Source organism: Candidatus Brocadiaceae bacterium, assembly GCA_012728835.1.
Classification (GTDB): Bacteria; Planctomycetota; Brocadiia; order SM23-32; family SM23-32; genus JAAYEJ01.
The window spans coordinates 151,213-165,411 of the sequence record JAAYEJ010000012.1 but is presented as its reverse complement, the minus strand read 5'-3'; the positions used below and the strand labels follow the sequence as shown (position 1 = coordinate 165,411).

The following is a 14,199-nucleotide window of genomic DNA, read 5'->3' as shown; positions in this document are numbered from 1 at the left end:
CCCAGACCGAGCCGCAGCCATTGTAGCGCGGGACCGCCCCCGGCGACCAGAGGATTCCAGGCATCGCCGCCTGCGGCGCGCCCGAAAACGCCCCCGCTGCGTCCTTCGGGGCTCGGTTGCGCCCCGGCGAGCCCCGGAAAACGGCCGACGGCTTGACTTCGAGTGCCTTATTTGCGTACAACTGCCCACCGGATCGCGGGCCTGTGAAGGGCCGCGACCCGTGGACCGGCCGGGCGCCCGGGACCGCATGGGCCTCGGCAACGGGTGTCGTGCCTCAAGTCTTCGGGGAGCGAAGTCCATGGCCAAGGCAACCTACCTGCTGAAGAAGGCGGGTGAACTCGTCAAGGACCGCAGATACCAGGAAGCCGTTGAGGTCTACTTGCAGGCCACGGAGACCGACTCCAGCGACGCGCGCGCCTGGTTCGGGCTGGGAGTCTGCCTCTACAAGGTGGACAACCTGGACGTCTCGCGCATTGCCCTGGAGCGCGCACTCAAGATGGGATACCCCCGCGCCCAGGAAGCGCTCCTGCGGGTCGACGAGGCCGAACGACGCCGCTCCGCCGAGGGCAAGGGCGCCAAGCCGACCGTCGCCCCGGCCGACGTGCGCCAGCGGGTCACGGCCCGGTCGCCGGCCAAGGAACCCCCGCCCCGCCCCGCCAGCCGCCCCGACGAAGACAAGATCGCGCTCGACCGGTTCCTGCGCATCATGCTCATCGAGAACATCGAGTCGGACCGCGCCGCCATCATCCAGGCCATCGAGGGGAGCCTGCGCGACGTGGAGGTCAAGGCCGTCGACTACGGAGTCTCCACCTCCGACACGATGAGCGGCACCGTGCATTACGACGTCGCCGTGCTGGACTGGGACGCCGGGCCCGATGCCGCCGCGGGACTGATCCAGATCCTTAAGATCAAACGCCCGACCCTGCTGGTCATCTGCCTGACCGAACGGTGGGACCCCGAAAGCGCCGTGGAGATCCTGGAGGCGGGCGCCGACTACCACCTGGTGAAGGAACCGCACTTCGCCAGCGCAATCCCGCTGGTGCTCACGCAGTGGACGCGCAGGGAGCGCGCCGTCATCCTGGCCGCCGAGGCGCGCGCAGCCACCGGCGGATCGGCCGGGCCGGAGGTCCTCAACGCCTTCGGAGAGGCCGTGATGCTCGTCGACGCCGACCTGTCCGTCCTCCAGGCCAACCCGGCCGCCATGAAGCAGTTCCGCAGGGGCGACGACGAAACGGTCGGCCGCCCCTACTGCCGGCTGCTGTACAACGAAGACGAACCGCCGTACTCCTGCCCCATCGCCGACGCCCTCGAACGGGGACGTCCGGCCGACTCCGAGGTCGTGCACAAGGCCACCAACACGCCCCTGCGCGTGAAGGCCTGGCCCGTCCGCAACGCCGTGGGCAAGGTCACCAGCGCCATCGTCCTGCTCCGCCCCGCCCAGGCATCCGAGGCCGCCTCGGAGAACCTGCGCGCCCGTGAATGGCTCTACCGCACCCTGACCGAACGGGCCAACGCCGGCGTGGTCATGGTGGGGCCGGACGGCACCATCCAGTACGCCAACCCGAAGCTCTGCGCCTTGAGCGACCAGACCGAGGAGGAACTGCAGGCCCGGCCCGTCGAAAGCCTGGTTCCCGCCGAACACCAGGAGGGCCTGCGCCGCTGCCTTGCGGCGGCCGTCGACCGCGGCGAAGCCGCCGAACGCATCGCCGTGCAGAAGTCGAACGGCGACTCCGTGCCCGCCGACCTGCGCGTCGCCCGCTTCGCCGGCCAGGACGGCAACTGCCTCGTCCTGACCATCCTCGGCGCCACCGAACAGGAGCAGGCCGAACGGGAACTCTGGGCCGAAGCCCGCAAGGTGGCCGCCCTCCTGGACGAAGGCATCGACCGCCTGGAGGGCGCCGTGGCCGTGCTGGACGGCCAGGGCCGGATCACGTGGGCCAACGCAACCGCCGCACACCTCCTCGGCTGCAGCAAGGAAGACCTGCTCGGCAGCAACTACCTCGAGGTGGCCCGGAAGGGACTGGCCGATGCCGTGGAGGATCCGGAGGAGTTCATCGACACGCTCGCCTCCGTCTTCGAGACCGGCGTCCCCCTCGAAAACCGTCGCCTGGCCCTGCGCGACGGCAACGGCGCGCTCGCCTACTGGAGCACGCTCGTCGAGAGCCGGTCTCCGGCCGTCTGCCGTGTCGAACAGGCATACCCCGCCCCGCCGGCCCCCGCCGGCGCTCCGGCGGCCGCCGATGCCTCGGCGGCCGCATCCGACCGGCTGAGCCAGCTGGCCGCCATCCTGCCCGAGATGGTCTTCTGCACCGACCGCAACGGCACCATCCGCTGGTGCAACCCGGCCGCCCCACAGGTCTGCGGCTACGCGCCCGAACGCCTGATGGGCATGGCCCTGAGCGACCTGGCGGCGGATTCCGCCAGGAAAGCGCTCTCCAAGCTGCTGCAGAAGGCCTGCCGAACGCCGGCGGCGGTCCAGACCGCCGACCTGGAGATGGCCCGCGAAGACGGCGGACGCTACTGGGGAGAGGTGACGCTCATCGCCGTCGACGGCGGCGGCGAGGCGGACGACGCGGTCGTCCAGGGCTTCCTGCGCGACACAACCGGACAGCGCATCGCCGACGCGGTCCGCCGAATCGTCCAGGGAGAACCGGCCGGCTGAGCCGGCCCGTCCGGACCATCGCACGCGCGTTCCCGCCTTCCCGTTGCAGCCGGGCGGCCCATCCCGTATGTACATCGGGTCCGAGCCCTTCCGCACCCGTCATGGGAAGAGGAAGACGCCATGCTGCCGAAGGAACGAGTCCGCAACGCGTTCGACACGCGGGAGGTCGACCGGGTCCCCGTCTGTCACGTCGGCTTCAGCTCCGCCGTCGCCTCCATGATCCTGGGCCGCGATGCCTGGGTGGGGGGAGGCATCCAGCAGTTCCGCGAGGCCCGTGCGCTGTGGGAAGGCGAGGAGGCCCACGCCGAGTTCCTGGCCCGCTCCCGCCGCGACGCCTTCGACCTGGCCGTCGCGACCGGACAGGACATCGTCCGGATGGAATACTGGCGCATGCCCGTCCGGCCCGACAGGCGCATCGATGAACGCACGTTCCTCTACGGCGACCCCGACGGCGACTACAAGGTCTACCGCTTCGACGCCGACACGGAGCTGTTCAGCATCATCGACCAGCGTCCGGAGACACGCGGCATCGCCGACTACGAGGCCCTGGAGGCCTTCATCGCCCGGGAGGAGGCGGCGCTCGCCGGCTTCCGTCCGACCGACGCCGATTTCCAGGAGACGCGCCGCCTGATCGCCCGCTACGGCGGCGAGCGCACCGTGCGCACCGACGCCGGCTACATCGGCCTGCCCTACGAGGCCATCTGGCTGGAAGCGACCATGCTGCGTCCGGACCTCGTGCGCCGACATCTGGAGACGCAGGCGGAGCGCCTCGTCCTCAGCGCGCCGTTCCTGGCCGCCGCCGGAGCGCAATACCTGTTCGGCGGAGGCGATTTCGCCTCCACGACGGGGACCTTCTTCTCTCCGCACGTCTTCCACGAACTGCTGCTGCCCCCGCTCAAGCGCATGACGGACGCCTGCCACAAGCACGGCCTGCTCTACCTGTTCGCCAGCGACGGCCGCCTCTGGGCCGTGGCCGACGACCTGTTCGGTGCGGCCGGCGTGGACGGCTACTACGAGATCGACCGCCGCGCGGGCATGGACCTGGAGACGCTGCGGGACCGCTTCCCCCGCCTCATACTCCTGGGCAACCTGAGTTCGCAGGCCCTGCACACGGGCACGCGGCAGGAAGTCGCCGACGAAGTGGCCTCGTGCATGGACGTCGCCCGGCGGCGCAGGGGCGTCATGGTCGGCCTCTCCAACTACGCCCTGCCCGGCACCCCCGAAGCGAACCTGCAGACGATGCTGGACGAGATCGAGCGCCTGCGTTGACATCCTGCGCGGCGACGGTTGACATGCCGCCGCACCTCGACTACAAGGAGGAGACCGGCAGAGCCCGGCGGAATCGGCGGGCGCCCAGCCCGTCCACACAGGAGGAGGCATAGCCATGCCGGAGTTCATGAACCCGTTCAGCGGCGTCGTTCCCGAACGCAAGATGAACAAGGCGGAGTTGGTCCGTGCCCTGAGGCTGGGCCTGGCCGCCGAGCAGGAGGCCGTCCATCTCTACGAGTCCCACGCGGACGCAACGGACGACGAACTGGCCAGGGCCGTGCTGCTCGACATCGCCAATGAGGAGCGCGTGCACGCCGGGGAATTCCAGCGCCTGATCAGCATCCTGGTCGAGGACGAGGCCGACCTCCTCAACGAAGGCGCCGAAGAGGTGGACGAGATCGCCGAGGAGATCCGCAGAGGCGGGTCCAAGACGTAGCCCCGGCATCCACGGCGCGGGAGGCATGCGCGGCCTCCCGGGTCGGCAGGCAAGCCGCGTCGCAGACGGGCCGACGGAGCCCCCCCCCGCCCGGGGCGGCTCGGCGCAACCGTGCGTGGAGGATCGTGAGGGCGGCCATCTCCTGAAGTCCGTCCCTTCGCCGGAGACGTCGGTTGACCGGTCGGCCTGATCGCCTGTGTGCGCTGCGTGCCGCAGTGGGCGCCCCGCTGCCGTCGCCGGGAGCCATGGCCGCGTTTCGCGACCGCGCTCTGCGCAACCTCGTGGCGCACGCATACGGCCGCGTGCCCTACTACCGCCGCCTGTTCGACTGCCACGGGCTGCGCCCGCGCGACATCCGCACGGTCGCCGACCTGCCCGCCATCCCGATCAGCGACAAGAACGACCTGCGTGCCGTCCGCGCGCGGGACCTGGTCGCCGGCGGTCTCGATCCGGAACGCCTCCTGCGGGTGACAACAAGCGGCGTCTCCGGCGAACCGTTCACCGTCCGCCGCACACGCCTGGAGAAGCGCCTGATGGCGGGCTTCTGGATGCGTGCGCATCGGCACCTGGGCGCGCGCACGTCCGACCGCGTCGCCGTCGTCCGGTTCCTGCGCACCGGCGTCGGGCACGACCCGACACCGGACCGGCGCCTGGCGAACGCCTTCGGGCGGTTCCGCCACCGCATGGTCGACTGCACGCGCGAGGCGTCCGACATCCTGAGGGTTCTTCGGGACTACCGGCCGGACACGCTCATGGCCTACGCCGGCGTTCTCATGCGCCTGGCCGAGGAGATGACGGACGCCGACCGCCGCGTTCTGCGCCCCCGCCTCGTGATGGCGGGCGGGGAGGTGCTCACCCCGGCCATGCGCCGGCACATCCGGCAGGCATTCGGGGCGCCTGTCTACGGCCTCTACGGCGCCCACGAGCTGAACCTTATCGCCTGGGACTGCCCGCCCACCGGGGAGATGCACACCTGCGACGACGGCGTGATCCTGGAGGTGATCAGAGACGGCCGCCCCGCCGCCCCGGGCGAACAGGGCGAGCCCGTCGTCACAAACCTGCATTCCTACGCGATGCCCTTCATCCGCTACCGGCTCGGCGACATCGTGACCCAGGGCCTGCCCGCATGTGCCTGCGGCGCGCCGTTCGCGACGATCCGCGCCGTCCTCGGGCGCACCATCGACTACTTCCCCCTGCCCGACGGCCGCCGCATGCACCCCAATCAGATCACGCGTGCGCTGTACCGCGACGCCCCGTGGCTGTACCACTACCAGGTCGTACAGAAGAGGAAGGACCTGGTCGTCCTGCGCGCTGTGGCGCGGCCCGCGCCGGCGCCCGAGCAGCTTCGGCTTCTCGAGGACCGGGTGCGCAGCGTGCTGGGACCGACCGTCACGTTCCACACGGAGATCGTGTCGGCCCTGCCGGCCAGCTCCGGCGGCAAGACCCGGGCGCTCGTCTCCGAGGTCCCGCGCGACGAGGCGTGAGCGGCCGCGTCACGTGTTCAGGGCCGGCTCACGGCGCCGGTCGCGCTTGCGCTGCTGGGCGCACAGCACGGCCTTGCGCAGGCGGATGGACTTCGGCGTCACCTCCACCAGCTCGTCGGCCGCAATCCACTCCAGCGCCTGGTCCAGCGTCATCTTGCGCGGCACGTCCAGGACGACGGCCTGCTCCTTGGACGCGGAGCGGTGGTTCGTCTGCGCCTTGCGCTTGGTGGGGTTGCAGGTCATGTCGTCCGGCCGGGAGTTCTCCCCGACGATCTGGCCGGCGTAGACGCGTTCGCCCGGGTCGACGAACATCACGGCGCGCTCCTGGAGCCCCTCCATCTGGTAGGCGGTGGCCGGGCCGGTCGCCAGGCTGACCAGCGAGCCGCGCACGCGCGACGGGATATCGCCCCGCCACGGCCCGTAGGCCGCGAAGCGGTTGGTCATGATGCCCAGGCCGCGCGTGTCCATGAGGAACTCGCTCCGATAGCCGATCAACCCGCGCGTGGGCACCTCGAACTCCATGCGGAGCACGCCCGTGCCCGGGTTCTCCAGGTGCTTCATGACGCCCTTGCGGCGGGCCACCTTCTCGATGACTACGCCCTGGAACTCGGCCGGCACGTCGACCACCAGGCGCTCGATCGGCTCCAGCCGGCGGCCCGCGTCGTCCACGTGCACGATCACCTCCGGGCGGGACACGCAGAACTCCAGCCCCTCGCGGCGCATCTCCTCGATCAGGATCCCCAGATGCAGCTCGCCCCGGCCGCTCACCTTCAGCCCGTCCGCCCGGCCCACGTCCTCCACCCGCAGGGCCACGTTCGTGCGCAATTCGCGCTCCAGACGGGCGCGGATCTGGCGCATCATCATCACCGTGCCCTCCTCGCCGGCGAACGGACCGTCACTGACCACGAAAAACATGGAGACGGTCGGCTCCTCGATCTCCAGCGGCATGCAGGCGGGCAACTCCACCTCCGAAGCCGACAGCGTGTCGCCGATGCCGATCTGCTCCGGCCCGGCCACCCAGACGATGTCGCCCGCGCTCGCCTCGTCGACCGGCACCCGCTCCAGCCCGCGCGTCACCCAGACGTGCAGCAGCCGGTCGGGCGTGGACGACACCACGTCCCAGCCCTCCTCCGGGCGGCCCGCCTGGCGCCAGCGGGTCACCGTGCGCACGATGGGGTCGCCCTTGCGCAGCGTGCCCGACAGAACGCGTCCGCAGCCGATCTGCCCCAGGTAGTCGCTCCAGGCCAGCGTGCTGACCTGCATGCGGAAAGGGGCGTCCACGTCCGCCCGGGGGGCCGGCGCGGACGCGATGATGGTCTCGAACAGGGCGTCCATGCCCGAGCGCGCGTCGGCATCCAGGTCCCGCACGGCCCAGCCGTCCAGCGCGGAGGCGTAGAGCACCGGGAAGTCGGCCTGTGCGTCGTCGGCGCCGAGTTCCAGGAACAGGTCGAACGTCTTTCCCAGGGCCGTTTCGGGGTCGGCATTCGCCCTGTCGACCTTGTTGATGACGACGATCGGGCGGAGGCCCAGGCGCAGGGCGCGCATCAGCACGTAGCGGGTCTGCGGCATCGGCCCCTCGCCGGCGTCCACGACCAGCAGGCAGGAATCCACCATGGACATCACGCGCTCGACCTCGCCCGAAAAATCGGCATGGCCGGGCGTGTCCACGATGTTGATGAGGTGGTCGCGCCAGGTGACCGTGCAGTGCTTGGCGCGGATGGTGATGCCGCGCTCGCGCTCGAGTTCGTAGTTGTCCATCACGCGCTCGGCCACCTGCTGGTTCTCGCGGAACACGTGCGCCGCGCGAAAGATCGCATCGATGAGGGTCGTCTTGCCGTGATCGACGTGCGCGATGATGGCGAGGTTGCGGATTCTGTCTACACGCGTCATGTGCGGATCCTGCTCGTATGGCAACGCCCCGCCCCGCCGGCACAGCATGACCGCCTGCGCCGACACGAACCCCGGGGGCCGAAGGAGAGGTAAGCAATGATGATAGACGAAGTTCCGACCGTTTACAACGCCCGGCCGCGACCCCCGTGGTCGCCAACCGGGCAGACGACGGCCGGCAACGCCACGGAACTGGCGGAGGGGGAGGGATTCGAACCCCCGGTCCCCGAAGGGACAGCGGTTTTCAAGACCGCCGCTTTCGTCCGCTCAGCCACCCCTCCGGCCGGTACACCATCATAGCGGGGCGCCCACCCCGCACGCGAGCGGCCCGTCTGCGAAACCGGGCGCCTCTGCCCATACTGCACGGCCGGCCAGGCGTCAGTAGGCCCGGGCGCGGCGCTCGCCGGTCAGCACCGAGAGCGCGGCCGCCGCCAGGGCGGGGATCTCGCGCGTGCCGGGGTAGGCGTGCACGGGCGCCAGCCAGGCGAGTCGCTCGCGCAGCCGATCTACCAGGCCCTGCCAGCGCGCCAGGCCGCCCGTCAGGCCGATGCCGTCCACGCGGCCCTCCAGCGGCACGGCCAGGGCGGCCACGGCCTTCGCGATGTTGTAGGCGAACGCCTCGAAGACGGCCGTCGCCCGCGCGTCGCCCCCCTGCACGCGCCGCTCGATCTCCCGCCCGTCCTGCGTGCCCAGGTGTGCCAGCAGCCCGCCCGTCTTGCAGACGGCCCGCGTGACCTCGTCCGCCGGCTTTCCCTGCGCCCACCGCACGAACGCCAGCGCGGGCAGGCCCCCGCTGCGGTTCAGGGCAAACGGGCCGTCGCCTTCCAGCGCGTCGTTGACGTCCACCACGCGCCCGCGAAGGTGCGCGCCGACGCTCAGCCCGCCGCCCATGTGGACCACGACGAGGTGCGCGGCGGCGCAGGTCGTGCCCAGGTCGGCGGCCAGCGCAGCGGCCACCGCCTTGTGATTGAGGGCGTGGAAGATGCTGCGCCGGCCGATCTCGGGCAGGCCGGTCAGGCGAGCCTCGTCGCACAACTCGTCGGTCGTGGGCGGGTCGGCGATGAAGGCGCGCGCGCACGCTTGCTCGGCGAGCATGCGGGCAGCCGGCGGCCCCAGATTGGCCGCATGGCGGCCGTATCGGTGCTCCAGGCAGTCGCGCACGAGCGCGTCGTTGATCTCGTAGACCCCGCCGGCGACGGCGCGCAGCAGCCCGCCGCGCGCGATGACGGCGGCCAGGTCGGCGGTGCGGTGCCCGAGATCCGCCACGACGCGCCGCCCTCCGGCCACCACGGCCTCGACGCTGCCCTCCGTGGGCCGGTCCGACTCGCCCAGGCAGACCGCGCCCCGGAACAGGCCGTACTGGCTCGTCGTCGAACCGGGATTGACGGCGAGGATCAGCGGCGCGTCCGAAGGTCCGGTCATTCGGGCTCCTTGCTCAACAGCGCCCCCAGCGCGATGCTGTAGAGCTTCGTGCGGACGGTATCGGCACGGCTGGGCACGACGATCGGGCGCACGGCGCCGACCACGGCCGAGGCGAGGTCCTGGCCCGCGATGCAGGAGATGGACTTGTAGAGCACGTTGCCCGTCTCGATGCTCGGGGCCACCAGCACGTCGGCGGCGCCCGCCACGGCATTGGGTGTGCCCTTCAGGTCGGAGCGTTCGCGCGAGAGTGCGGCGTCCAGCGCGATGGGACCGGCCACGGCGCAGCGGCCGAAGAACCCCGACTCGCCGAGGCGGCGCAACATCTCCGCGTCCAGTGTCGCCGGCATTGCCGGCAGTTCGAGCGTCTCGACGGCGGCCAGAACAGCCACCTTCGGTTCGGCCACGCCGAGCCGGCGGGCCACGCCGACGGCGTTGGCAATGATCTCCATCTTGCGGTGGAAACGCGGGTTGACGTTCACACCCGCGTCGGTCAGCAGCACGAGCCGCCCGCCGCCCGGCGCCTCGAAGGCCGCCACCTGCGAGAGCAGCCCGCGCGACCGCAGCCCGAACTCGCGGTTGAGCACCGCCCGCATCAGCACCTTGGTCGGCAGCGACCCCTTCATCAGAAGGTCCGCCCTGCCGTCGTGCACCATGCGCACGGCCCGGGCCGCACAGTCCGCCGCGGCGCCGGACTCCACGATCTCCAGGTCCCCGACGTCCACCCCGCCCTGCTGGGCGGCCCGGCCGATGCCGTCGGCGGCGCCAATCAGAACGGGCGTCGCGACACCCAGGCGCGCCGCCTCGACGGCCGCCTGCAGGCAGTGGGGCTCGTCGGCCGCCGCGATGGCCATGCGAACGCCGCCCCGGCGCCGGACGACCTCCAGCAGGGCCTCCAGGCTGCGCGGGTGATCGGGCCGGGGGGCGGCTGTCATCCCCTGTCTCCCGCCGCAACGGCGATGCGGCCGCTGCGGGCCACGCTGATGATCTCCATGGGCTCCAGCAGGCGGAGCATGGCGTTGATCCGCTGTTCGTCCGCCGCCAGTTCGAGCGTCATCGTGCGCGCGCTCACGCCGATCACGCGCGCGTCGAACATCTCCGCCATCTGCATCAGACGGCCGATCGACGCCGGGACGACGGCCACCTTGACCAGCAGCAGCTCGCGCGCGAAAAACTGCTCGCCGGCCAGGTCCTGCACCTCCAGCACGTTCGGCAGGCCCTGGATGATCTGCTCCACGTGGGCCACGGTCGCATCGTCGCCGTCGACGACGATCGTCATCCGGCTGATCGCGTCGTCTTCGGTCGTGCCGGCCGCCAGGGAGTAGATGTTGATGTGTTCGTCACCGAAACGGCGCGCAACATGCGCCAGGACGCCCGGCTCGTTGCGTACAAGGCATGAGATCGTGTGCTTCATTGCGGCACGCTCCTGTCACTACGGGCCACCCCGCCAGAAGCATACCGCCCTGCCGCCGGCCGGTCAAGGACCCTCCGCGCCGCCGGGCGAGAACGCCGTGGGACGCGCACAGCCGGGGCGTCCGTGCGGTCCTCGCTTGCGGCGGAGGATGCCTCGGGCTATCGTGACCTCGAAGCGCGTTCGAAGGAGGAAGCCGTGAGACTCGCCTGGACAACACTGGCCATCGTGCTGGCGGCGTGCGCAGGGTGCTCGGGCGGCGGACGTCGCGCCCGGGGGACACCGCCGGCGACAGAGGAGAGGAGGACGGTCATGTTCGAGGAAGACGTCATCCGGACATCCGCCGGGGAACTGAAGATCACGTTCATCGGGCACGGGACCCTGATGCTCACCTGCGGGGGCAAGGTCATCCACGTCGACCCCGTCTCTGGGGAAGCCGACTACTCCGAACTGCCCCCTGCAGACATCATCCTGATCACCCACGAGCACGGCGACCATCTGGACGCAGAGGCCGTGGAGGCCATCCGCAGGGCGGACACGACCGTCGTCCTGACCGAGCGGGCCGCCGCGACGCTCCCGGGCGGCCTCGTGATGAAGAACGGCGACTCGCAGACGGTGGGCGGGCTGCCGATCCGGGCCGTGCCCGCCTACAACATCGTGCACATGCGGTCGCCCGGCACGCCCTTCCATCCGAAGGGGCACGGCAACGGCTACGTCATCGCGTTCGGCGACACCCTCGTCTACGTGGCGGGCGACACGGAGAACATCCCGGAGATGGCGGATCTGCGCGACATCGACGTGGCCTTCCTGCCGATGAACCTGCCCTACACGATGACGCCCGAGATGGCCGCCGACGCCGCCCGGGCCATCCGCCCCTCCATCCTCTACCCGTACCACTACGGCGACACGGACGCGACCAGACTGGCCGTGCTGCTGGCGGACGAAGAGGACATCGAGGTGCGGATCCGGCAGATGCAGTAGCGCCGAGGGCCGCGGGAACTGGACACGACGGCCGCCCCGTGATACGATGGACCGGTCCCTGAGGGGGGACGCCGGGCCAGCGTAGCTCAATGGCAGAGCACGGCTTTCGTAAAGCCGGGGTTGAGGGTTCAAGTCCCTCCGCTGGCTCCATCCGTTTCGCCGTGCGTCGCCGGATGCGTTCTGAGCCCGCGCACCTTCTCCTCCAGCGCCCACTGCCAGAGCCGCGGCCCCACGACCCGGTACAGCCGCTCCGACCGGGCCGGTTCATGCAGGGCCGGCCAGTCGCGCAGCAGCGGCCGGCCGCCGTCCAACCCGTCCGCCAGCGCCGCGACCGTCTCCGCCTCGTCGGCCGCCGGCCCCACGGCCCCGGCGTGCACGGCGATCGCGCGCGCCAGTTCCGTCACGGAGCCCGGGCGCGCCGTCGGACCGGCCCAGAAGCGCACCAGCTCGTCGCCATCCCCCGGGACGCGGTTGCGCGGATGATACTGGCGGGGCAGCAGCGCGAGCATCCGCTCGTAGGCGGCCGCCGCGTCGTCCGCCCGGCCCGCCTGCTCGTATGCGCGCGCAACGGGGTACCACGCCGCCGGCAGCGAGGGCTGAAGTTGGGCCGAGCGAACGATGGCGTCCAGGGCGCCCTCGGCGTCCCCCGCCGCCCTTCGGGCCTGCGCCAGCACGGTCCAGTTGGCGGCCGCCAGGGGGTTCCGTTCGACCGCCCGCCCGGCGGCATCCAGGGCCTCGCGGCCCGTCTGCCCGCCGGGAACGCCGCCGGCCAGCCAGAGCAGGGCCGAGGCCCGCTCGCGCCAGGGGCCGTCGTCCCACGGGACCGCCCGACATGCGCGTTCGTGCTCGTCGAGCAGGCGCCGGACGGCCGCCGGCCCGTCGCCGCCACCGGGCCGCCCGCTCAACAGCTCCAGACGGAGGTCTTCGGCGGCGGCCAGGGCCCGCGACTGCTCAAGCGCCGGCCGCGCGACGGCCAGCGCCCAGACCGCCGTCAGGAGGGTGCCGGCCGCCAGGGCCGCCCTCGCCCCGCGCCGCCCGAGCTGCAGTTCGGCCCACGGCCGGCCCGCCGCCGCCGACAGCCCGGCCAGAACGGCCGCCGCGAGCCCGATGGCGGGCACGCGCACGGTGAAATCGCCCGCGCTGTGGACCAGGAAGACGACCAGCGCGGCGGCCACACCGACCCGCGGCCCGCGCGCCCGGGCCTCGCCCCCGGCCGTCAGCCCGGCGGCGAACACGGCCGTCCAGACGCACCAGACGAGGGCGTACGGCAGCCAGGGCGCATCCGCCAGCCAGGGCGGCACGTGGCGCGGCGGATGCAGCGTGCCGAGCAACGCGGCGTCCACGCCCAGGGCGACGGCCGCCAGGGCCGCCATCGCGACGGCCGTCCCACGCCCGCCCGCGCCGGACGGCGAGGCATCGTCCGGCGGCGGCCCACCCATCCACGACACCAGAAGCGCCGCCCACGTCGCACACCAGAGCAGCAGGCCGACGACGCCCGTCTCGGCCAGGACCTGCAGGTGCGCGCTGTGCGCAGCCCGGGCATCCTCGTGCTCGGGTTCCTTCCGCATGGCGTACCGGTCCGCCCAGCCGTCCGGCCCGACGCCCGTCAGGGGCCGCTCGGCGGCCATCCGGAGGCTGACCTGCCAGTAGCCGAGGCGCACGCCCACGGACGCCCGCAGGCGATCGCGCGCACCGGCCAGGCCGATGCCGGCCGCCAGGACCGCCACGGCGGCCGCCGCGACCAGGACCGCCCGCGTCCGGCGACTCCCCCCCGACCGGACGCCGGCGCCGACCGCACAGGCGGCCGCTCCGCAGGCGAAGGCGACCATTCCACCCTTCGAACGGCTCGCCAGCAGCGCGCCGACGCACAGCGCCACGGCGCCGGCCAGCACGCTGGCGGCGGCCAGAACGCTGGCCGCACGCCGTCCGCACGCGCGCCGACGGGCCGCCGCCAGCAGCCCGGCCAGCGGGAAGCAGCCCATCGCCGCGAAGCAGGCCATCTGGTTCGGCGTGATGAAGCTCCCGTAGGCCCGGTCGGCGCGGACCCGGTCGGCCAGGTCGCCGGCCAGCGCGCCGGCCGCACCGGTGGCGGCCTGCACCAGATCCGGCTCGATCGCCAGCCAGCGGCGGATGGCGGGCACGTAGATCGCGTAGTGCCACAGCGCGTAGGCGGCCAGAGCGGCGCCGGTGGCCGCCAGGCACGCCGTCAGGAAGAGCCGCCGGGCGGGCTCTCGGGCCAGTTGCAGCGTCAGCAGCGCGGCCAGCCCGTAGACGGCCATCAGCAGGCACCAGCGGAGGCCGGCGAAGCGGTTCGCCGCGCACAGTGACGAGATGACGCCGAACGCAAGGAACGAAAGGTAGAAGCCGACCGACCGGCAGAGCCGCACCCGCAGCCCGTCCGCCCGCACGCCGGCGGCCAGCCAGAGCAGCGTGCCGACCGCGAGCAGGAGGCCGAGCACCGCCGTCTGGGCCAGGGAGTGAAGCAGGCCGCCCGCCACCGCGACGGCGATCAGCGCAGCGCCCAGCACACACGCCGCCGCCCCGCGCAGCGCGTCGGCATGCGTCGGATCCGCAGCATCCACAGGGCGTGCACGCGGTGTGTTCAGGACGACCCCCGCAGTCTGAAGGAACGGCCCGCATTATAGAGAAC

The 14,199-nt window shown here is 72.0% G+C and carries 10 protein-coding genes and 2 tRNA genes; 6 read left to right on the top strand and 6 right to left on the bottom strand.

All coding sequences use genetic code 11. From position 1 onward, the window contains the following. Window positions 1-298: 298 nt before the first annotated feature. The 4 genes from GXY85_02395 to GXY85_02380 all read left to right on the top strand — a co-directional run bounded on the left by GXY85_02395 (window position 299) and on the right by GXY85_02380 (window position 5,851). Window positions 299-2,662, top strand: a complete 2,364-nt coding sequence (locus GXY85_02395) for a PAS domain-containing protein (GenBank protein NLW49677.1) — start codon at window positions 299-301, stop codon at window positions 2,660-2,662. A gap of 120 nt (window positions 2,663-2,782) precedes the next feature. Continuing rightward, the gene (locus GXY85_02390) at window positions 2,783-3,931 is read left to right on the top strand and encodes a hypothetical protein (protein ID NLW49676.1); all 1,149 of its coding nucleotides are present in this window, start codon (window positions 2,783-2,785) and stop codon (window positions 3,929-3,931) included. Window positions 3,932-4,046: 115 nt separating this feature from the next. Further along, on the top strand, window positions 4,047-4,367 hold the full coding sequence (locus GXY85_02385; protein NLW49675.1) for a Rubrerythrin: 321 nt from the start codon (window positions 4,047-4,049) through the stop codon (window positions 4,365-4,367). Window positions 4,368-4,612: 245 nt separating this feature from the next. Continuing rightward, window positions 4,613-5,851 (top strand): phenylacetate--CoA ligase family protein, encoded by a 1,239-nt coding sequence (locus tag GXY85_02380; protein ID NLW49674.1) that lies wholly within the window; start codon window positions 4,613-4,615, stop codon window positions 5,849-5,851. Between the two features lie 9 nt (window positions 5,852-5,860). Here the strand turns inward: GXY85_02380 and typA are convergent, their stop codons facing one another. From typA to ilvN, 5 genes are all read right to left on the bottom strand, one after another. Then, window positions 5,861-7,741: a translational GTPase TypA gene (gene typA, locus GXY85_02375; GenBank protein NLW49673.1), complete on the bottom strand. Its 1,881-nt coding sequence runs from the start codon at window positions 7,739-7,741 to the stop codon at window positions 5,861-5,863. Window positions 7,742-7,931: 190 nt separating this feature from the next. Then, window positions 7,932-8,019 (bottom strand) — tRNA-Ser (locus tag GXY85_02370). Window positions 8,020-8,116: 97 nt separating this feature from the next. Continuing rightward, window positions 8,117-9,160 carry a butyrate kinase gene (gene buk, locus GXY85_02365; protein NLW49672.1) on the bottom strand — a complete coding sequence of 348 codons (1,044 nt, stop codon included), beginning with the start codon at window positions 9,158-9,160 and terminating at the stop codon, window positions 8,117-8,119. Further along, a complete protein-coding gene (locus GXY85_02360) occupies window positions 9,157-10,092 on the bottom strand; it encodes a phosphate butyryltransferase (protein NLW49671.1) in 936 nt (311 codons plus the stop codon). The genes buk and GXY85_02360 overlap by 4 nt, the downstream gene beginning before the upstream one ends. Then, window positions 10,089-10,571: an acetolactate synthase small subunit gene (gene ilvN / locus GXY85_02355; GenBank protein NLW49670.1), complete on the bottom strand. Its 483-nt coding sequence runs from the start codon at window positions 10,569-10,571 to the stop codon at window positions 10,089-10,091. The genes GXY85_02360 and ilvN overlap by 4 nt, the downstream gene beginning before the upstream one ends. 309 nt (window positions 10,572-10,880) lie before the next feature. Here ilvN and GXY85_02350 point away from each other — a divergent pair, with 309 nt between their 5' ends. After that, the gene (locus GXY85_02350) at window positions 10,881-11,549 is read left to right on the top strand and encodes an MBL fold metallo-hydrolase (GenBank protein ID NLW49669.1); all 669 of its coding nucleotides are present in this window, start codon (window positions 10,881-10,883) and stop codon (window positions 11,547-11,549) included. A 75-nt stretch (window positions 11,550-11,624) separates the two neighbouring features. Next, window positions 11,625-11,699: transfer RNA gene (locus GXY85_02345), tRNA-Thr, on the top strand. On the opposite strand, the gene GXY85_02340 is transcribed toward GXY85_02345, so the two are convergent. Next, window positions 11,678-14,131 (bottom strand): hypothetical protein, encoded by a 2,454-nt coding sequence (locus tag GXY85_02340; protein NLW49668.1) that lies wholly within the window; start codon window positions 14,129-14,131, stop codon window positions 11,678-11,680. The genes GXY85_02345 and GXY85_02340 overlap by 22 nt on opposite strands. Window positions 14,132-14,199: the final 68 nt, after the last annotated feature.